This is a genomic window from Vibrio sp. MOR3 (genome assembly GCF_001557775.1).
Taxonomy (GTDB): Bacteria; Pseudomonadota; Gammaproteobacteria; order Enterobacterales; family Vibrionaceae; genus Vibrio; species Vibrio jasicida.
In genome coordinates this window covers 167,751-187,391 of record NZ_LNRD01000005.1, presented here as the reverse complement: position 1 = coordinate 187,391, position 19,641 = coordinate 167,751, and the positions used below count along the sequence as shown (strand labels likewise).

Annotated in this window: 18 protein-coding genes; 10 read left to right on the top strand and 8 right to left on the bottom strand. The window is 46.7% G+C overall.

The genetic code is table 11. From position 1 onward, the window contains the following. Positions 1-99 precede the first annotated feature (99 nt). Both ATB76_RS12675 and ATB76_RS12670 read left to right on the top strand, forming a co-directional pair. Entirely contained in the window at positions 100-825 is a 726-nt protein-coding gene (locus ATB76_RS12675) for an NUDIX domain-containing protein (RefSeq protein WP_005436370.1), read from the top strand. A gap of 32 nt (positions 826-857) precedes the next feature. Beyond that, a complete protein-coding gene (locus tag ATB76_RS12670; protein ID WP_039976459.1) occupies positions 858-1,511 on the top strand; it encodes a nicotinamidase in 654 nt (217 codons plus the stop codon). Between the two features lie 99 nt (positions 1,512-1,610). Here the strand turns inward: ATB76_RS12670 and sodC are convergent, their stop codons facing one another. From sodC to ATB76_RS12655, 3 genes are all read right to left on the bottom strand, one after another. Then, a complete protein-coding gene (gene sodC, locus ATB76_RS12665) occupies positions 1,611-2,123 on the bottom strand; it encodes a superoxide dismutase family protein (protein WP_045421802.1) in 513 nt (170 codons plus the stop codon). 27 nt (positions 2,124-2,150) lie between these two features. Further along, complete coding sequence (locus ATB76_RS12660; RefSeq protein WP_061035370.1) at positions 2,151-2,615, bottom strand: ankyrin repeat domain-containing protein; 465 nt, start codon at positions 2,613-2,615, stop codon at positions 2,151-2,153. 100 nt (positions 2,616-2,715) lie between these two features. Then, complete coding sequence (locus ATB76_RS12655) at positions 2,716-4,230, bottom strand: catalase (protein WP_061035369.1); 1,515 nt, start codon at positions 4,228-4,230, stop codon at positions 2,716-2,718. A 259-nt stretch (positions 4,231-4,489) separates the two neighbouring features. Here ATB76_RS12655 and ATB76_RS12650 point away from each other — a divergent pair, with 259 nt between their 5' ends. The 3 genes from ATB76_RS12650 (at position 4,490) to ATB76_RS12640 (ending at position 6,852) form a co-directional block, all read left to right on the top strand. Further along, entirely contained in the window at positions 4,490-4,846 is a 357-nt protein-coding gene (locus ATB76_RS12650) for a VOC family protein (protein WP_061035368.1), read from the top strand. A 165-nt stretch (positions 4,847-5,011) separates the two neighbouring features. After that, a complete protein-coding gene (locus tag ATB76_RS12645; RefSeq protein ID WP_038876557.1) occupies positions 5,012-5,815 on the top strand; it encodes an alpha/beta hydrolase-fold protein in 804 nt (267 codons plus the stop codon). A gap of 134 nt (positions 5,816-5,949) precedes the next feature. Continuing rightward, positions 5,950-6,852 (top strand): DMT family transporter, encoded by a 903-nt coding sequence (locus tag ATB76_RS12640; protein ID WP_061035367.1) that lies wholly within the window; start codon positions 5,950-5,952, stop codon positions 6,850-6,852. Positions 6,853-6,913: 61 nt separating this feature from the next. Here the strand turns inward: ATB76_RS12640 and manA are convergent, their stop codons facing one another. The 3 genes from manA to malX form a co-directional block, all read right to left on the bottom strand. After that, positions 6,914-8,101 (bottom strand): mannose-6-phosphate isomerase, class I, encoded by a 1,188-nt coding sequence (gene manA, locus ATB76_RS12635; RefSeq protein WP_061035366.1) that lies wholly within the window; start codon positions 8,099-8,101, stop codon positions 6,914-6,916. 21 nt (positions 8,102-8,122) lie between these two features. Next, positions 8,123-9,301: a MalY/PatB family protein gene (locus tag ATB76_RS12630; protein ID WP_061035365.1), complete on the bottom strand. Its 1,179-nt coding sequence runs from the start codon at positions 9,299-9,301 to the stop codon at positions 8,123-8,125. 91 nt (positions 9,302-9,392) lie between these two features. Beyond that, the gene (gene malX, locus ATB76_RS12625; protein WP_005436347.1) at positions 9,393-10,964 is read right to left on the bottom strand and encodes a maltose/glucose-specific PTS transporter subunit IIBC; all 1,572 of its coding nucleotides are present in this window, start codon (positions 10,962-10,964) and stop codon (positions 9,393-9,395) included. Between the two features lie 237 nt (positions 10,965-11,201). On the opposite strand from malX, the gene malI reads away from it, so the two are divergent. Continuing rightward, positions 11,202-12,224 (top strand): Mal regulon transcriptional regulator MalI, encoded by a 1,023-nt coding sequence (gene malI / locus ATB76_RS12620; protein ID WP_005453001.1) that lies wholly within the window; start codon positions 11,202-11,204, stop codon positions 12,222-12,224. On the opposite strand, the gene ATB76_RS12615 is transcribed toward malI, so the two are convergent. Beyond that, complete coding sequence (locus tag ATB76_RS12615) at positions 12,221-12,961, bottom strand: DNA-binding transcriptional regulator YciT (RefSeq protein WP_061035364.1); 741 nt, start codon at positions 12,959-12,961, stop codon at positions 12,221-12,223. The genes malI and ATB76_RS12615 overlap by 4 nt on opposite strands. Positions 12,962-13,052: 91 nt before the next feature. Continuing rightward, entirely contained in the window at positions 13,053-13,442 is a 390-nt protein-coding gene (locus ATB76_RS12610) for a VOC family protein (RefSeq protein WP_061035363.1), read from the bottom strand. A 158-nt stretch (positions 13,443-13,600) separates the two neighbouring features. Here ATB76_RS12610 and ATB76_RS12605 point away from each other — a divergent pair, with 158 nt between their 5' ends. From ATB76_RS12605 to ATB76_RS12590, 4 genes are all read left to right on the top strand, one after another. Further along, a complete protein-coding gene (locus ATB76_RS12605) occupies positions 13,601-14,080 on the top strand; it encodes a peptide-methionine (S)-S-oxide reductase (protein WP_050904512.1) in 480 nt (159 codons plus the stop codon). A gap of 716 nt (positions 14,081-14,796) precedes the next feature. Further along, the gene (locus ATB76_RS12600) at positions 14,797-15,237 is read left to right on the top strand and encodes a PTS sugar transporter subunit IIA (protein ID WP_005436338.1); all 441 of its coding nucleotides are present in this window, start codon (positions 14,797-14,799) and stop codon (positions 15,235-15,237) included. 11 nt (positions 15,238-15,248) lie between these two features. Continuing rightward, on the top strand, positions 15,249-16,649 hold the full coding sequence (locus tag ATB76_RS12595; RefSeq protein ID WP_005453038.1) for a fructose-specific PTS transporter subunit EIIC: 1,401 nt from the start codon (positions 15,249-15,251) through the stop codon (positions 16,647-16,649). Positions 16,650-16,778: 129 nt separating this feature from the next. Next, positions 16,779-19,610, top strand: a complete 2,832-nt coding sequence (locus tag ATB76_RS12590; protein ID WP_061035362.1) for a GH92 family glycosyl hydrolase — start codon at positions 16,779-16,781, stop codon at positions 19,608-19,610. Positions 19,611-19,641 lie beyond the last annotated feature (31 nt).

Below are 19,641 nucleotides of genomic sequence, written 5' to 3'. Positions count from 1 at the left end.
AGAAAAATGCATGTACGTTTCTAACAATCGGTTACTTACCCATTGATTGACTACTTGTTATGCGCTAGATTACTTACAAATCAATCTCAGGACCCAATCATGATCGTAACTGTCGACATTATTCCATTCAGACTATCTGGCTGTGCCGATAAAGGATTGGAAGTGTTGCTGATTAAACGCTCAAATCCAGAACGCCCCTACCACGGTGTGTGGGCTTTGCCTGGTGGATTTGTGTTTGATAAAGACATGACGCACGAAGGTGGACGAGCAGCAGACGAAAACTTCGAAGCAGCGCGACGTAGAATCTGCCGTGAAAAAATTCACACCTACCCTCGCCACTTTAGCGAAGCTTTTGTCGATGGCGACCCAAAGCGTGACCCTGAAGATTGGAGCCTGAACATCACCCACTACGCCTTAGTAGACCGCAATAACAAAGAACAAATCGACAACGCTGGTGTACCAGAATGCCATTTGAAGTGGTTCCCACTGCAAGCAATCCTTGATGGTGAAGAAACCCTCGCTTTTGATCACCAAAAGATGATTGAAAAGGCATGGCAGAAGCTGCGTGCCTCTATTGAATACACCTCAGTATTGTTGTTCGCACTCGATAAGGAATTTTTGGTCGCAGACATCATTGCCGCATACCAAGAGTTCGGTATTGATATCAGTCGAATGACGATCAAACGCCGCTTGATTGATTCTGGTGTTCTCAAGCCAACCAACAAAGTCGCTTCCACCAATAAAGGTAAAGGCGGTAAGCCAGCCATGGTGTACACCCTAGCAAGCGACGAAGTGACCTTTTTCCAAAACTGTTTGCGTGGTTAACGCAAGCACAAAAGACAGACAAGGAGTCTGCCATGACCGTTCGAGTTAACTACCAAACTACCGCAGTGATCGACGTGGATCCTGAAAAAGGCTTCACCGAACTTTGTCCTGACGAGCTGCCCGTCACTGGCGCATTAGAAATCGTTCCAGAGCTATTAAAGAACCACACTAAAGGTCGCTTAAAGCTCGTTAGCCGTGATTTGCACCCACCAAAAGCAGCTTGGGATGCAGAAACGCCAGCGAATATGCTTGAACCTGTCGGCCTACCTAATGTGGACATTAAGTGGAACCGCCACTGCGTGCTTGGTACTACAGGCGTTGAACTGCTGGACGGCCTACCTCCTGTTCTAGAATACGATTTCCAAGTCAACAAAGGCATGGACCCAGACGCACACCCTTATGGCATCTTTTTCCACGACGTGGCTGATACCAAAACTACAGGTGCGAATGAGTTCCTCAAGTTCAACCACATCGATACGGTGGTTGTCGGCGGCTTAGCGCTTGATTTTTGTGTGAAGAAGTCCGTCACTCAAGCTCTCGATTTAGGTTTCAAAGTGATTGTGAACCTAGCCTCTAGCCGCGCGGTATTGCCAGATACTATCGATGCAGTGATTGCGGAGATGGCAGAGAAAGGCGCAGTGTTTGTTAACAATGCAGATGACATCATCGTTGAGAACTTCGCGTAATTTGCGTCGGTTTGAACCTAAGCCCATCAGCTTTTGCTTAAAAAGAAAACGGTCCAACTTATCTGGACCGTTTTTTGTTTGTGGCATCTAAGAAGGGGATTACTTAATCACACCACACACAATGCGAGCACCGCCGCCGCCAAGTTTCGCCGGATGGTCAGAGTGGTTATCGCCCCCCGCATGAACCATCAAAGCACGACCTTTTACGTCATCAAGTTTTACTCGTGGTGCCAATACTGGCTGATCCGCGACACCATGAGCATTCACATAAAGTGCTGGTAAATCGCCAAGGTGATTGTCGTCCGTCCAAGGGAAGCCATGCTTACCTGTTTTTTCTGGGTCATAATGCCCTCCGGCAGCACCGCCAAGTATCGTTTTACCTTCTTTGGTAATGCTGTCGCACGAGCCGTTAGTGTGTAGGTGGAAGCCATGCGTACCAGCAGGTAAACCCTGTAGTTTCGGCGTAAAAACGGTGCCGTAATCACTGTCGCTGATCATCACACTACCGGTTGATTGCCCAGAGCCAAGGTCAATCATTTCTACGCTTATTGTCTCGGCAAAAGTTGGGAAAGAGAGAAGCGTAAGTGCAGCAAGCCATGTTGTTTTATTCATACTGTGGGTCCTATTTATTGTTATTTATCATTGTTGAAGTGATTTCAACACATTGGATTGACCATAGATTTCGGCAAACTCTTTCAAATTTAACCCTGCTTTATTGCGCAGCTCTGGTGAACAGTCCGCTTGATAGAGGTCTTTCGCTATGCCAATTTCACGCTTGATGAGTGCTCCCATTAATGCAGTGTTACCACGTTTATCTTGCAGGCAGGCGTTAGCGCCAGAATCGAGCAGCAAGCGAACGGTTTCTCGATGTCCTTGATACGCTGCCACCATCAATGCGGTATAACTTTGAGTGTTACGTTGGTCGATTGGGAAGCCTTGAGAAGCAAATGTATCGACCACTTCGTTATTGCCAATTCGCGCTGCGTCAAAGAACAGTTCAACCAAAGATTGGTATTCCTCTTCTAGTTCGTCTTCGGCAGCTAATAAGCTCAGCGAGAAGCTTAAAGAGAACAGAACGGCACTGAGCAAAAACACGGTTTTCATTTACTCACCCTCACTAACAGAATTTGAGAATGACCCACGGGAGCCCTGATTTTCGGGCAGAAAAGAGCAGATAAATCTCCCGCAGGTCAAAACTTATTGCTTACATCATCGCTTTGTTTTTCACTTGCTTAAGATTGGTATCTGTCGCTTCAGCCAGACGCGTACCGTACTCTTTATCTGCGCGATAGAAATAGCTCACCATGGTTTCCTTAACGTCTTTATCTATCACCTTGTTCAGGTCACCCGCTAAGTTAGCAATCAAATCACTCTGGTCTTGCTCGCTCATGCTGCGGAACAACACACCCGCTTGGTAGAAGTTGCGAGGATTGCTGATCGCTCTCTGTTGAACAGTGCCAACCAGCTTGGTTTCAACCGCTTTAAATTGCGTGTCTTCTGCCAGCGCCAATTTACGGCTTGGTTCGTAGTTCACATCACCATTGCCTTGCTTCGCGTTGTTGCTCAATCCATCTTGGTTATGGGTGTTCACTGATGCTAAAGGACGGTTTACTGGCAGTTGGAACAAGTTCACACCCACGCGGTACAGCTGTGTATCTGCATAAGCGAACAAACGGCCTTGTAGCAAACGGTCTTCCGATGGCTCGATACCAGGAATCAAATTCGAAGGCGCAAATGCCGACTGTTCAGTGTCTAAAAAGAAATTTTCTGGTAGGCGGTTCAACGTCATAGTGCCGACTTTTTGATCCGGTACATTCAGCCATACTTTGGTCGCATCCAACCCGTTGTAATCCAGTTTGCTCAGAGCTTCTGGTGACAGCACCTTCACGTAGAGATCCCACTTAGGGTAGTTACCACGCCCAATCTCTTTATACAGATCATTGGTTAAATGATTGAAATCTTTACCCTGCATTGCGGTTACTTCATCAGGACGCAGGCTTTCGATACCTTGTTGGCTCTTCCATTGGAACTTTACGTAGTTCACATCGCCTTGCTTATTAATCCACTTATAAGCGTGCACACCAAAGCCGTCCATCGTGCGATAGCTTGCTGGCGTACCTAGGTTGCTATAAACCCAAGTCAGCATGTTGGTCGCGCTCGGCTCATGACTGAAGAAATCAAAGAATCGGTTTGGATCCTGAACGTTGGTAACAGGAGACGGTTTTAGAGAGTGCACCATGTCCGGAAACTTAATTGAATCGCGGATGAAGAACACAGGCAGGTTGTTCCCTACCAGATCCCAGTTACCCTGTTCAGTATAAAATTTAGTGGCGAAACCACGAGGATCGCGAAGTGTCTCAGGTGATCCTTTTGAGTGAATAACGGTCGAAAAACGAACAAAAACAGGGGTTACCTTTCCTTTGTTAGTAAAAGGAGCGGAAACCGTTAAGTCACTAAAATCACCCGATGCAACAAACTCACCATGAGCACCTGTACCACGAGCATGCACAACACGCTCAGGAATACGCTCTCTGGCAAAACGCTGCAATTTTTGGATCAGGTGAACGTCTTGCAGTAATACGCTGCCGTTTTCACCTGCTGTGATTGAATTCTGGTTGTCACCGACTGGTGCACCGTTGTCTCTTGTCAGGGTTTGCGCCTGCAGAGATGTGCTGGCTAAGCCAACTGTAATTAATAAAAAGCTTTTTGACATCTGCATGGTTGCTCTCCAATGCGTGCTAACCATTTGACCAGTCGAGTGGTCAATGGATACTCAAAAGCTCTTTTCTGCCCACGAAGAATATATCTTCAATGATTACATTTGTTTAATGGGAAATAACGATAGATTTAATAGGGATAACCAATGAAATTTTTGAGGTTTTATCAGTTTGATTAATAAAACCTAGACTCGGGCTGAGAAACTCGATGGAAGAGATAATACACTGACAGAAAAGCACAGTGATGAAAAGGACACCAGAATGCACCAACATGAAAAGTTAAATTACGTTGAGTTTGGCACGAGAGACATCAATGCAACTAAACAGTTTTTCGAGCAAGCCTTTGGATGGAGCTTCGTTGATTATGGTCCTGAGTACAGCGCCTTTTCAGGTCAAGGCTTGGACGGTGGCTTTTATGCAGCAGAGCAAGTCAGCCAAACAACAAATGGGGCAGCACTGTTGGTGTTCTATAGCTCAGATATTCACGCTACGTTAGCCAAAGTCGAACAGTTCGGAGGGCAAGTCATCCGCCCTATCTTCGAATTCCCGGGAGGTTGTCGTTTCCATTTTACCGAACCAAGTGGCAATGAGTTCGCGGTCTGGTCTGAAAGCCAATAATTAATGACAGGTAAAACAATAACGTACCACCGCATTCGATAATTGACTCGAAGAGTTACAAACCCGCTCGCCCCGCCTTTTCATTTGTTGATAACGCGAGGCTTCTTGATTGCTCAAATCTTATACAATTGTTTTTGTTCTTTAAATCAAAAGCAAAGGTAAAACATGGAAGTTTTGAAGCGTTGGTTCATCGCCCTTTCTTTGGGGCTTGTGTTATCAGCATGTGGTGGGGGAGATGGCTCCTCTGTTGACAGCAGCTCCGCGTATGTTCCTGCGGAAAAAGTACAAGACAATATCTTTTCTAATATCACTGGCGTCAGCTATCCCTACGACATCTACTTGCCAGAAAACTATGAAGAGCGCACAACATCTTTGCCCGTTATCTACGTTTCCGATGGTAATGGGACGGGTCAGGGGTTTGGCAACCTTGTCGCCAATGCCGAACTCGATGTCATTCTAATCGCCATTCATGAAGGTCCTCCTGGACGCAGAAATATTGATTATTTGCCACCAGGGGTCGATGACTTCTACCTTTTCTTAACCCAAGAACTCATCCCAGTTGTCGAAGCCGAATACGATATCGATCCAAATGAACGCACACTGGCTGGACATTCATTTGGAGGTGCAAAAACAGCACATATCATGGTATCAGAAGATATTGGGAGCCAGTTTTTCAAGAATTTTATTATCGCCGACGGTTCGTTCTGGCGTATTGAAGACACCATCTATCCTTTGGAAGAGGAACGTTACGAGGCTTCGCCATGGTTAGAAGTCACCGCTATATTCAGCTCAACACACATAGGAAATCACCCCTCCGTTGAGGCTTTCTATAAACATATACAAACCAAGAACTACATGGGTTTCAATTTACCGACTCTTATCGAGTATAAAAATTTAGATCATGGAAAAATGTGGTATCACACCTACAGGGACAGCCTCCCAATCTTGTTTCCAAAAGAAGAAATTTAAGACCATCAAAATAAGTCAGTGGTAGCCAGATTCGGAACTGGCGTTGCATTTCTGGTTGATCTCATCCTTGGTTTAATCCACTGTTAGCGCAACAATTAATCAATGGGGCGCTAGACCTCGACCAAGGATGTATCATGACTGCAGCCAGTTTTTTTCGCTTACTTTGTCTCGCTGCTATTTGGGGTGGCTCGTTTCTGTTTATGCGAGTCGCTGCTAATACGTTCGGACCGGCTTACTTAATCGAGTTTCGTGTTGCATTTGCGGCAATAGCATTGCTCTTGATAGCTTTCTATCTCAAAAAGAAACTTGCCTTCACAAAACATATTAAGCACTTTTTCATTATTGGCTTATTTAATAGCGCCGTGCCCTTTCTGCTTTTTGCTTACGCTGCTCAAACACTTAATGCGTCGACCTTAGCCATTCTCAACTCAACCGCACCGATATGGGGCGCATTAATTGGTTTTGTTTGGTATCGCAGCCCTTTAACGGCAAAAGCCATTCTAGGTATGATGATTGGTATTGGCGGTGTCGCTGTACTTGTCGGTTTGGATTCTTCAATCATCGGCAGTGAGGCTACCCTCCCTATTGGGGCAAGCTTAATGGCTTCTTTCAGCTATGGGATTGCAACCAACTACACTAAAAATGCACCACAAGTCCCAGCTTTTGACAACGCACACGGCAGTATGTGGGCAGCAGTTATTTGGGTACTTCCGCTACTGCCATTTTTACCAATGCGTGCAGAACCAACCAGTATAGAGTGGAGCTCTGTGGTTGCTCTCGGTGTGGTTTGTACAGGTTTGGCTTATTTGCTTTACTTCCGCCTAGTTTCTGAAATTGGCCCAGCTTCGGCTCTCACCGTCACTTTCCTTGTGCCCGTTTTTGGCATTCTATGGGGTTACTTGATTCTGGGTGAACCTGTCGGTTTCAACACCATCATAGGGACCATTTTGGTGCTTAATGGGACAATGTTGGTGACAGGCTTCTCTCCTGCCGCAATGTTGGCGAAACGAAAAGAGAAGTCGCGTAGACGTTTTTAGTCGTCACAAAATCGAATAAGGCCGCTGTTCAAGCGGCCTTTTAATATTAACAACGAAATGACTAGTTATACGCCCTCGCCAACGTACCATTCCCTTGATATTGGTAGAACTTACAATCGTTAGTGATAAATGCGGATTCTCCGGCTTTAAGAGTCAGACTTGTCTCTGATGTCATGACCTCAACACCGCCTTCAACACAAAAAACAATCTCAGCACCACGCACAAACTGTTGCTTACATTCGTCATCGGAAGAGAGAATATCAAACCCAAAATCGTCTACCGGAATTGGATAGCTCAACTTGTCCTCTTTGTGAATTGGCGACAGCTTAATCAGTTCCGGTTGCGTGGTGAGAAATGCTGTATTGGCGATAAGCTCATCCACATCAATGTATTTGGGCGTTAAACCAGCTCTGAGGACGTTGTCTGAATTCGCCATTATTTCCAGCGCTGTGCCTTGAACATACGCATGAGGCGTTTCGGCATGGAGGAACATCGCTTCCCCAGGCGCAAGCTCTATCGTGTTCAACATCAACGGAGACAGCAATCCAATGTCTTGCGGGTAATGCTTTTGAAACTCCGCCACATAACCGAGCACTTCTCTTTCCAATGCCGTCTTTGGACCACGCTCTAACGCTGCGTCCAGTTCTGCCAAGGCTTGAATTTTATGAGCTTCGTTCAACGTCATTATCGCCGTGAAGAAACCTTTCAACCCATCTTGATTTGGGTGTTCGGCTAACGCGGTCACCTCGCTGTCTAAACTACGAATACCGAATTGGCGGAACAGCGTCAGTATTTGTTCTATCGGACGAAAGCCATTCATCGCCTTGTAAAAAGTCAGCGCATAGACCAACTCAGGCTTGTGATTGGCGTCTTTGTAGTTGCGATTAGGAGCATCAAGCGGGATACCTTGTTCATTCTCTCTTGCAAAACCAAGCTCAGCTTTACGCTTGCTAGGATGAACTTGAATCGAGAGCGGAGAATCCGCTGCAAGCACTTTGAATAGGTAAGGAAGTTCTCCGAAACGCATCATGGTGTAATCACCAAACATGCTTGCTTTATCTCGCGCAATCACATCAGATAATAACTCACCGGTTGTTGCAAGGCGCGAGCAACCATTAGGATGCGCTCCCATCCAAATTTCAGCTTGAGGTTGATGGTTCGCATTGTCGATGCCAAACAGTTTAGAAATCGACTCTTTGCTTCCCCAAGCGTAGTTTTGAATCACGTTATCTAGCTTGAACAGTGACATCTCACACTCTCCCGCGATGGCTTAACGTTGCAATTTGATAGCTTGAATCAAGGCTGAAACGCCCTGCTCGACTTTGCTTCTCGGGCAACCCAGATTGAGTCTGAGATAGCCTTTACCAGAATCGCCATAAACATCTCCAGACATGATGGCGACATTGAATTGCTCAATTAACGCTTGATTAAGCAGCGTCATATCTAGATTCAAAACAGATAAGTCAATCCATGCTAAATAGGTCGCGTCTGGGACAAGGTAACTCACTTCAGGAAAGGCGCTTTCCAGTGCTTCTTTCACGTATTGATGGTTAGCCAACACATACTCGTTGAGCGCCTTTAACCAAGGTTCTCCGTGACGATAAGCCGCCATCGTGCCAAGCACACCCATGATAGAAGGCGATGAAAGACCATCCACCTCTTTGAGTTTATGCAGATAACGTTCGCGCGTTGGTGAATCCGCGATCAACGCATACGCGCCATTCAAAGCTGGAATATTGAATGATTTAGACGCCGATGTAACCACAGCCCAATCTTGTGAACGGCCAAACCCCACGTAAGGGATGTGACGCTTAAAGCTCACGTCCATGTGGATCTCATCCGATATCACTTTGACTTGGTGTTGGTTACAAAGCTCCGCCATCTTTTCCAATTCGCTTTGGCTCCACACTCGCCCTGTTGGGTTGTGAGGGCTGCATAACAACAGCACAGTGTTGTTCTGGTCAGCGAGTTTGGTTTCCAGATCTTGCCAGTCAATTTCAAATCGACCTTGCTGCTTGATGAGCGGACTGCGAACGCACGCACGACCTTGCCCTTCAACCATTTTGTCGAACGCATCATAAGCTGGTGTATGGAACACCACGCCCTGTCCCGGCTGACTCCATTGCTCAATCAGCTTTGACACAATGTAGATAACCGATGGTCCGTACACCACTTGCTGAGTGTCGATTTCGCAGTCAAAACGAGTTTGATACCAGTAGCGAATCGCGGACTTAAAATCCTCATGGTTCCAGCGGCTATAACCTAATACCGGATGCTCTAAACGTTGTTTAAGCACATTCATCACGGGTTCTGGCGCAGCAAAATCCATATCTGAAATGGTAAACGGCAGCAGACCCGCTTTACCAAATCTATCCTGAACGTAGTCCCACTGCGTGCAGTAAGTGCCAGTGCGATCAATCGGTGTATCAAAGTCGAAATTCTGAGTCATACGAATATTCCAATATTAAGGTCCCTCGTCACAATCTCATTGGGGGGAGGATGGAGATTGTGCCGAGGGGGAGCATCTATCAAGGCAGTGATTAGCTTGCAGACATGATGGCTTGCATTTCGTTCTTCACAAGGTGAACTTGCGTGCCAATAACGACTTGCAGGTTGTGCTCATCAAGCTTCACTACGCCCAGAGCGCCGTTGGCTTTCAACTTAGCGTCGTCGACCAAACTCATGTCGTTAACAGACAAGCGAAGACGAGTGATGCAGTTATCCAGAGCCGTGATGTTCTCTTTGCCACCAAGAGCTGCCAATACTGCGGCACCTTTGCCAGATTCATTGATGAAAGCGGCTTCAAGCTCTTTGTCCACTTCCGCCGTGTCGACTTCACGACCTGGTGTTTTTAGGTTGAACTTAGTGATCGCAAACTTAAATACTGAGTAATAAACCACGAACCAAACACCCGCCACCAGCGGTACTAAGTACCATTTCGTTGCCGTGCCTTGCAGGATACCGAACACCAAGAAGTCAATCAGGTTGCCGTCTGTGTTACCGATGGTGACATCAAGCAAGCCCATCACCATAAAGCCCAGACCTGTCAGAATCGCATGGACGAAGTAAAGCACTGGCGCAACAAATAGGAACAAGAATTCAAGCGGCTCAGTGATACCGCCTACCACACAAGCTACGACGCCAGAGATAAGCAGTGCTTTGATTTTTGAGCGGTTCTCAGGGCGAGCACAGTGGTACATCGCAAGAGCCGCACCCGGCAGACCGCCTAGGAAGGTTGGCATTTTACCTTGAGACAAGAATGCCGTGACTTCCGGTGTAAATGCCGTTGTGTCAGGACAAGACAATTCAGAGTAGAAGATGTTTAGTGCGCCAGACACAGTTTGACCACACACGTCCATAGTACCGCCTGCTTCAGTGAATCGAATCAGCGCAACCAAGATATGGTGAAGACCGATAGGCAGCAATAAACGCTCGCCTGTACCAAACAGCATTGGACCGAAATCGCCCGCGCCTTCAATCACATGACCGATACCATTGATGCCCGCAGCAAAGTAAGGCCATACGAATGGGATAAACACACCGACAACGCCCAGTACCAAGGCAGAAATGATTGGAACAAAACGAGCACCACCAAAGAACGCTAGCGCATCTGGCATTTTGAAGGTGTAAAAGCGTTGGTGAAGTTTCGCAACAATCACACCAACGATCACCGCGCCGAGGATACCAGTATCAATCGATTCAATACCGATGATGCTTTTCACACCGTAAGCGGCACGTTCCGCTTCACTATCTAGTACACCAGCGACGGTTAGGAAGAAGTTGATCGCAAGGTTGAACGCAGCATAGCCAACGAAACCCGCGAAACCTGCCACGCCTTTCTCTTCACGTGCTAACCCAAGCGGGATAGCAACGGCGAACATTACAGGCAAGTAAATGAATGCGACAAGACCGATTTTGGTCATCCACATAAACAGGTATTGCAGAGGGGTGTTGTCTAAAAATGGGATGGCTTCTTTGATAGCGGCGCTAGAAAACGAGCTGCCGACACCAAGAAGAATACCTGAGAATGCCAGCAGCGCGACTGGCAACATGAAGGTCTTGCCGAGGCTTTGCAAGAACTCCCACATGGTCGATTTATTGCTTTTAGACATAGTTTGTCTCCGGAAATTGAGAACTTGTAGGGCTCATACACATCACATTATGTGCGCATGAAGTGTTGTTTTTATGCACTCAATATACGCTGCTAAAAATTTTGATAAAACGTTTTACCAAAAATTCTGTGATCGAGTTAGATATCTTTTTCCACAAACTGTGTAGGGCTTTTAAAATCAACCTAATAGGGTTACAGTTTAATGATAAAACGTTTTTCTAATCCATAAAGTGAATCTATGTCGTCAAAAAAAGTGACCATTACAGAAGTCGCTAAACATGCTGGCGTGTCAGTTACCACCGTCTCTATGGTGTTGGGGAATAAAGGGCGGATCTCTCCAGACACAATAGAAAAGGTCAACGCTGCGGTTGAAGAGCTTGGCTATATCCGTAACCGTGCCGCTGCCAACCTACGATCCAATTCGAGTGAAATCATTGGATTGATCCTCAAAGACATCAGTGATCCCTATTACGCAGAAGTCGCGGCAGGATTGAGTGAGGAAATTGAGCAGCAAGGTTACATGCTGTTTCTGGCTCAAAGTGGGGATAGCCAAGAAAAGTTTGAGAAGTGTGTATTAACCATGGCACGCCAAGGTGTCGGTGGTATCGCATTTTGCCCGATTGGTGAAAGCCAGCAGTTCAATGTCGAAAACCTCAAGCAGCACAATCTGCCAATGGTCTGCATTTCACGCGCTTCGGTGGATAAGCAAATCGACTACGTGGGACCAGACAACATGTACGCCGCCAAGTTGGCGACGGAGCATCTGGTTAAGCAAGGGCATCGCAGAATCGCTTATGTCGGTGGCGCGAGCAGTTCTTTGTGTCGTGCTGAGCGTATTGGTGGGTATTGTTCAACCCTGATGCAGTTTGGTTTGCCTTTCAAACCAGAGTGGGTGGTCGAGTGTGAAAAAAGCCAAGCTTCTGCCGCTCAAACTGTGCAGCAATTGCTGTTGGAGCATCCACAGATTACTGCGGTTCTTTGTCACCATTCATCGACAGCATTAGGCGCGGTTTATGGCATACATCGAGCAGGACGTTCCATCGGTAAAGATCAGTTTATCGGCGAACAAGTATCGGTAATTGGTTTTGATGATGTTGAAGAAGCCGAGTTAATTGAGCCACCGCTCACCTTCGTTAATTCCAATGCACGAGAGATGGGAAGACAAGCGGCAAAACGATTGATCAATCAACTGAAGCAAGAAGACAGCGAGCCTTACAGCTTGATCCTGCCTCCCAAACTCATTGTTCGTGAGTCGGCTTAACCCAACACCACTTCCACACCTTGCTTTCTCAGTTGTTCGAGGTCGCTTTTCGGAGCGGCTTCGTCGGTTAACAACACCGAGATTTCACTCGTTTTACCAATCGAAGATGGGTAGATTTGCCCAAACTTACTTGAGTCCGTCAGCACGATGTTACGACGCTTTTTCGCAATAATGGTTTCGGCGATTTCTGCGCGCATCATGTCTCGGCTAGTAAAGCCTGTGTCTTGCTGGAAACCGTCAATACCCAAAAAAGCCGTGCTGAAATGAATGTTCTCAATACACAGCTTAGTCAGCGGTCCAACCAAACTCTCGCCTTGATGCTGATACACACCACCAAGCAAGATGATGTTCGCTGAGGTGTTACGGATGAGGTGGGCGATGTACGCCGATGGGGTAATGATGGTGACGTCACCACGTTCAGCCAACGTGCGAGCCAAGAGTGCATTGGCACTGCCGCCTTCGATTAATACGGTTTCGTTTGGTGATACCAAGTCTGCCGCTTTGTTGGCTAACGCTTGTTTGATGTCGAAGCGCACTTCGAGTCGCGTATCAATATCGTCACTTTGCAGCGCCGTCGCAGCGCCATGTACACGCTTTAAGTAGCCTTGCTGCTCAAGGAAGTTCAAATCCTGTCTGATGGTCACGCCCGACACGCCAATGATGTCAGAAAGCTCCGTCACTTGAACGCGTTTGCGGTCATTAACCAACTGCAGGATTTCATTTTGTCTTGAGTTCACAGGCTCGCTCCTTATTGATGAGCTTGCAGTATACGCCCGAACACTTTCATATGAAAGCAGCCTGTGAACTATAGAAGTAAGCTAAGCTGCGTTACACCGTAAGCTCAAGACGGTTGCCATCCAGATCTAAGATGCAGCTTTCGTAGTAACCATCACCTGTGTGTCTCGGACCGTCGATCCATTGGTAGCCATCATCCACTAAGGTTTTGGTTAGTTGATCCACCGCCTGCTCTGATCCTAAAGCAAAGGCAAAGTGTGCTAATCCTGTTACCTGCATCGCATGAGATTTTTCACAAGCGGTCACACCTTCCATCGACATTAACTCCAATCGTGCACCACTTTCAAACGAAAGAAAGTAAGATGAAAACTGCTTAGTTGGGTTGTGGTATTTCTCGTTAGACACCGCGTTAAAGTATTTCTCATAGAAGGCTTTTAACTCTTCCAAACGTTCAGTCCAAATCGCGATATGTTCAATTTTCATTAGGATTCCCCCTAGCTCTTAACTGCGTTCAATCTAACGAGGAAACGCAGCACAAAAAAGAGAGCAAATCACTTCTGAGTTGTTCCTGTTTTATGGTTGGAGTTGTGTTTGAGTGGAAGTGATGCCCATAATGGTACAAAGTTTTTCAGGACAGAATGATGGAAGAAATTTACTTCGCAGGCGGCTGCCTTTGGGGCGTTCAAGAATTTATGCGCCACCTTCCGGGCGTAATCAGCACCGAGGCAGGACGAGCAAATGGCTCAACAGATAACACTCAATCCGAATACGATGGCTACGCAGAATGCGTGAAAACCCAGTTCGACCCTAAGCAGGTTTCGGTTGAAACTTTAATGGGGTATCTATTTGAGATCATCGACCCACACAGTGTTAACAAGCAAGGTGAAGACGTAGGTGAGAAGTACCGTACTGGTGTCTACAGCCAAAACGAACAACACCTAGCCATCGCTAAAGCGTTTATCGCAGCAAGACCGGATGCTGAGAAGATCGCCGTAGAAGTACTGCCACTTACAAACTATGTGCCAAGTGATGATGAGCATCAAGACCGACTCACACGCTTTCCAAACGACTACTGCCATATCCCGTTAGATTTGCTGCATAAGTACAAAAATCCGTCTTAATGGATTAGCCAAATTCAGCGTAACACCCCTTCCTAACCTCCCCTTGACTTCAAATTCGGAGCTTACATTCGCCAATGTGTCTCAAGGGGAGAAACTAGCTAAGTTCACAATCCGCTCTCCTAAGCACTTTATTTCTTTTCTCATAGAGATAGAAAATGAAGCTATTAAAAGGGTTACTATACCCAAGTGACTTCAAGATGCAGGATTCAGAGCGTTGTCATTGATTCGAGGTCAAGGAAAACAACGCAGCGTAATAGCCAGCTCTTTCCAAGTTGTTTGACGCAGAAGTCGAGTCAATGACACGCTCCCAAAGGGCGAGTTGTCTTGGCTTGTATACTTTGTTGTCGATTCTCGAATTGGGCCCACCAAACCTTTAAATCGCCGCCGCGTCTACAAACCAAGTCATTCTCGCTGAACCTAGCATCTCGAGGTTACTTGGGTATAGATAGCCTTTAGCACAAAGCCTCTTTTTTATAGCAAAATTGAACCATATTTGATTCCCTTCTCGTTTATTTTCAAGCTTCATTATTAATTTCAAAATAAATGGAATATAAGTCACAATACTAATTACCTTCTAGCTCATTGATATTAATGACTTCTATCACACTTAGCTCTCAGTGATACAAAAATATAGTTATTGGATTTTTTTTACTATTTCAGAAAACCGTAACATTAATTAAATTTGCCTCATTACTTCAGTACCAATGAGTCAAAAAATGATTACAGAACTAACAAACGTCAATTTAATTAAAGGCAACCTTCAAGCAAATAATAAAAAAGAAGTCTTTGAAGAGCTAGCACAGATGCTATTCGAAAATAATCGAATCAGCAGCAAAGAGGCTTTTTTAACCGACATCGAAGCACGTGAAGCATTAAGCGTCACTTCAATGGACGGCATCGCTTACCCACACGCAAAAAGCAAAGCGGTTACAGAGCCTGCAATCGCTGTTGGCGTAAAGCGCGAAGGCATCGAGTATGGCGACGAAGAGGGAGTCAAACCGACCGTATTCTTCATGATTGCCTCACCAGATAACGGTGCCGACCACCACATTTATGTTCTTCAAGAATTATTCGGTAAATTTAGCGAAGAATTTATTGAAGATATTCATAACGCAAAAGACGAAAACCAAATACTAAATATTTTAATTAATTCATAAGGCGTGAAATTATGAGTACAATCACAGCTCAAGCTAGTAATAATAGCGATTTCAAAAAAATCCTAAGTACCATGAAAGGTCACCTTTTATTCGGTACTTCTCACATGCTTCCATTTATCGTTGCGGGTGGTGTACTACTGGCGCTAGCGGTAATGGCATCAGGTAAAGGTGCGGTTCCTGCGGACGGTTTATTGGCTGATATTTCTAATATCGGTATTAAAGGTCTAGTGCTGTTCCCAATTATTCTTGGTGGCTTCATCGGTTACTCAATTGCAGACAAACCAGCTCTAGCACCAGCGATGATCTCTTCTGGCATCATGGCTGACATGGGCGGCGGTTTCCTTGGTTGTATCGTAGCGGGCTTCATCGCAGGTGGTGTGGTATTCCAACTTAAGAAGATCCCTCTTTCTGCTAACATGACTGCGTTGGGCGCTTACTTCATCTACCCTCTACTAGGTACGCTTATCTCTGCAGGTATCGTTCTATGGGGTATCGGTGAGCCAATCAAGATCTTCATGGCTTCGATGAACGAATTCCTAGCTTCTATGGCTGGCGCTTCTAAAGTGGTTCTAGGTACGATTCTTGGTGGTATGACTGCATTCGATATGGGCGGTCCAATCAACAAAGTAGCAACGCTATTTGCTCAAACTCAAGTTGATACTCAACCATGGCTAATGGGTGGTGTTGGTATCGCAATCTGTACGCCTCCTCTAGGTATGGCGCTAGCAACATTCCTATTCAAGAAGAAGTTCACTAAGCAAGAGCAAGAAGCAGGTAAAGCAGCGGCAATCATGGGTTCTATCGGTATCTCTGAAGGTGCTATCCCATTCGCAGCAAACGACCCTGTACGCGTTCTTCCTTCAATCGTTGCTGGTGGTATCGTTGGCTGTGTGTTCGGCTTCCTAACAGACGTACTACTACACGCACCATGGGGCGGTCTAATCACAGCTCCTGTATCAAGCAACATCCCAATGTACGTTGTGGGTATCGCACTAGGCTCACTAACAACAGCAGTTATCGTTGGCTTCTGGAAACCAGTTGCTGAAGAAGAAGCAGAAGACGAAATCGTTGAAGCTGCACCTGCACAAGCTCAAGCGGCTCCAGCTGCAGGCGAAGGCGAGTACGACATCGTAGCAGTAACATGTTGCCCATCTGGCGTAGCACACACATTCATGGCAGCGAAAGCACTAGAGAAAGCAGGTGCAGCAGCTGGTCTGAAAATCAAAGTAGAAACTCAAGGTCAAAACGGTATCCAGAACCGCATCACTGACCTAGATGTAGCAAACGCGAAGCTGGTTATTCTAGCTCACGATATCCAAGTAAAAGACGCTCACCGCTTTGCAAAAGCAAACGTTGTTGAGTGTTCAACGAAAGAAGCGATGCGTAACGCAGCGACTCTTGTGAAAGCTTAAACCTTAAGCTCCTCCCCCTAAGAGCCCTTTCCCCCAAAGGGCTCTATTTCAAGTTTTTAAGTTTTTAAGTTTTAGTAATACCCCTGATTTTTTTAATTATATAACCCTACAATTTACAAGGCTTTAAAAATGAAATTCAAACCTTCCCTACTCGCTTGCGCAGTTCTCAGTGGTCTAGTCGGTCTGACTGGCTGTAACGACGACACAACCAACATTTATGAAGGCGGTGACACCAACCCTGCACTGCCGGATATTCCTGACGGCGGCAAGCCAGTATGTCCTCCAGTTGGCGATGGCGACTGCAATGACAAGCCAAACCCAGAAACACCTGAAATCGACATGGGTGTTCACATCCCAGTAGATTTCGCCGATATGGACGTAACACGCTACGTCAACCCATTCATCGGCACAGGTAACCTAGGCAACACCTACCCTGGTGCAACCACACCACACGGCATGGTGCAGCTTTCTCCAAACAACGGTTCTAACGGTTGGGAATACATTTCAGGCTACTACTACCACGACGCACGTACTTCCGGTTTCTCTCATACCCACCTTTCCGGAGCAGGTGCTGGCGACTTGAACGACATTCTCGTCATGCCAATCAACTCGCGTTCGGATTACATGATTGATGAAGGTTCAGCAACGCTAAACCTAGAAGCGTCTCGCTTCCAACATCGTGACGAGCAAGCGACAGCAGGTTACTACAAAGTCGATCTATTGGATTACGACATCAAAGCTGAGTTGACGGCGTCGGATCGCGTTGGTGTCCACCGCTACACCTTCCCTCGTGATGAGAAGTCAGAAATCATCGTGAACACTGGCTTCAAAATTAACTGGGACTACACCTCAGATTCATACTTGAAATGGGACAAAGACAATAACCGTCTTGAAGGTCACCGTTTCTCAGATGGTTGGGCACCAAACCAAAAAGAATTCTTCGTGATGGAATTCGACCAACCAATCAAAAACGTTCGCTTTGCTTACTACGATAAAGAGCAAGGTCGTTACATGGACGTGCCAGAAGGCATTACGGAAATCGGTAACGAGACACGCGGCAAGTACCAATACGCACGCGCTTACGTTGAGTTCGATACCTCAAAAGACGGCTTAACGGTTGAAGCCAAATTAGCGCTATCAAACGTTGAGATTGGCGAAAACGGCAAGTCTGGTGCTTCTCTTAACATGACAGAAGTTGCGGGCATGAACTTCGACCAAGTACGCGAAGCGGCAACGAAGAAATGGGAAGACGAACTCGGCAAGATCCAAGTCTCTGGCGACGAAGATTACAAACAGACGTTCTACACCGCGATGTACCACTCGTACCTAGGTCAAACCATTCACTCTGACTTAGATGGTCGCTACCGCCAAGTTCACCAAGGTCGTAACGCTTACCCAGATGGCAACACACCTTGGGGCGACAAGATCGATACGCTGAAAGAGTCGATCCGCACTGCCGATGCCAACAAAGATGGCAAAGCAGACTTCACGCGCTACGACACTTTCTCACTGTGGGATACCTACCGCGCGGTTCAACCGCTGTCTTCGATTCTTGAGCCAGACCGCCTAGCAGACGTGGTTCTGTCTATGCTGTCTTACGCCGAAGAAGAATGGGTGGATGACAAAGGCAACGTGCGCAAAGGTCGCCTGCCTGAGTGGACATTCAAAGGCAACGAAACCGGCATGATGATGGGCATGCACTCAACGCCTGTGATTCATGATGTATTGTCGAAAGGCTCACTAGAAAAACGCATGATCGATCTTGGCTTCACAGAAGCAGAGCGCAAAGATGTCAAAGAGCGCTTAGTTGAAGCGATGATCACAGACGCGCGCGCCGCAACGAGCCAAGGCGTAGCATGGATCAAAGAGTACGAAGAACAAGGTTACGTGCCAGCGCAATTGCACGACACTCCACCAGATTCTTACGGCGGTCACTCACCATTTAAAGACTCTTGGACAGCATCTTACTCGCTTGAATACTCAATGAACGACTGGGCAATCGCACAATCGATCAAAGAAGTCTTCGGTGAACAAGACCCACGCTACACCGAGTTCGCTAACCGTTCTAAAAACTGGCAAGCGCAATTCGACTTCGGCGGTAAGCAATACCAAGGTTGGTTCAAAGCCCGTGACTACGATGGCGAGTTTATCGATGCAGGTTGGGTAGACCCAGTCACCGGTCGTGCAGTTGGTAAAGACTGGCGTCCAGACATGTTCAACTGGTCATTCTCTGAATCGAACGGCTGGCAATACTCGTTCAGTGTTCAGCACGACATTCATGGCTTGATTGACCTGATGACACGTTTCGATAAGACACAAAACCCTGAAGCAGAACGCGGTGACTTGTTCGCAGCACGCTTAGATGAGTACTGGTCAACCTACCCAGACCGCAACGCAGGCGACAACCAATTCCCAGTGTTCAACACAGGTAACGTTGGTCAGCACGTTCAAGGTAACGAACCAGATATCCACGTGCCGTACTTGTACAACTACGTGGGTCAACCTTGGAAAGGTCAGGCAGCCATCGCCGCAGCAACTAACATTTGCTACAAGAACACCGCTGACGGCATTTGTGGTAACGACGACTTCGGTACGCTCTCTGCGTGGTTTGTGTTCCGTGCGCTTGGCTTCTACCCAGTGAACGCTTCTTCTGGCATCTACGAAATCGGTACTCCGCTGTTTGAAAGCGCGTCTATCGATGTCGGCAACAACCAGAAGTTCACGGTTACCGCGAAGAACGTTAGCCGCGAAAACATCTTCATTCAATCGGCTCGCTACAACGGCAAAGACTTCAACCGCACTTACCTAACTCATGACGAAATCATGTACGGCGGTGAGTTGGAGTTCGTGATGGGCGACAAACCAAATCAACGTTGGGGCTCTCTAGAGCAAGATCTTCCACCAGCACAAGGCATCGGTGAGTTCTTGCATGAAGACGAGATGCCAGCAGGTTCTCGTTAATCCCAATAGTGACAACTCAGCCGGGGGAGCG

Bases quoted from the DNA above. Each gene is read 5' to 3' on its own strand.
- ATB76_RS12675 (WP_005436370.1), top strand. From the start codon at position 100: ATGATCGTAACTGTCGACATTATTCCATTCAGACTATCTGGCTGTGCC.
- ATB76_RS12670 (WP_039976459.1), top strand. From the start codon at position 858: ATGACCGTTCGAGTTAACTACCAAACTACCGCAGTGATCGACGTGGAT.
- sodC (WP_045421802.1), bottom strand. From the start codon at position 2,123: ATGAATAAAACAACATGGCTTGCTGCACTTACGCTTCTCTCTTTCCCA.
- ATB76_RS12660 (WP_061035370.1), bottom strand. From the start codon at position 2,615: ATGAAAACCGTGTTTTTGCTCAGTGCCGTTCTGTTCTCTTTAAGCTTC.
- ATB76_RS12655 (WP_061035369.1), bottom strand. From the start codon at position 4,230: ATGCAGATGTCAAAAAGCTTTTTATTAATTACAGTTGGCTTAGCCAGC.
- ATB76_RS12650 (WP_061035368.1), top strand. From the start codon at position 4,490: ATGCACCAACATGAAAAGTTAAATTACGTTGAGTTTGGCACGAGAGAC.
- ATB76_RS12645 (WP_038876557.1), top strand. From the start codon at position 5,012: ATGGAAGTTTTGAAGCGTTGGTTCATCGCCCTTTCTTTGGGGCTTGTG.
- ATB76_RS12640 (WP_061035367.1), top strand. From the start codon at position 5,950: ATGACTGCAGCCAGTTTTTTTCGCTTACTTTGTCTCGCTGCTATTTGG.
- manA (WP_061035366.1), bottom strand. From the start codon at position 8,101: ATGTCACTGTTCAAGCTAGATAACGTGATTCAAAACTACGCTTGGGGA.
- ATB76_RS12630 (WP_061035365.1), bottom strand. From the start codon at position 9,301: ATGACTCAGAATTTCGACTTTGATACACCGATTGATCGCACTGGCACT.
- malX (WP_005436347.1), bottom strand. From the start codon at position 10,964: ATGTCTAAAAGCAATAAATCGACCATGTGGGAGTTCTTGCAAAGCCTC.
- malI (WP_005453001.1), top strand. From the start codon at position 11,202: ATGTCGTCAAAAAAAGTGACCATTACAGAAGTCGCTAAACATGCTGGC.
- ATB76_RS12610 (WP_061035363.1), bottom strand. From the start codon at position 13,442: ATGAAAATTGAACATATCGCGATTTGGACTGAACGTTTGGAAGAGTTA.
- ATB76_RS12605 (WP_050904512.1), top strand. From the start codon at position 13,601: ATGGAAGAAATTTACTTCGCAGGCGGCTGCCTTTGGGGCGTTCAAGAA.
- ATB76_RS12600 (WP_005436338.1), top strand. From the start codon at position 14,797: ATGATTACAGAACTAACAAACGTCAATTTAATTAAAGGCAACCTTCAA.
- ATB76_RS12595 (WP_005453038.1), top strand. From the start codon at position 15,249: ATGAGTACAATCACAGCTCAAGCTAGTAATAATAGCGATTTCAAAAAA.
- ATB76_RS12590 (WP_061035362.1), top strand. From the start codon at position 16,779: ATGAAATTCAAACCTTCCCTACTCGCTTGCGCAGTTCTCAGTGGTCTA.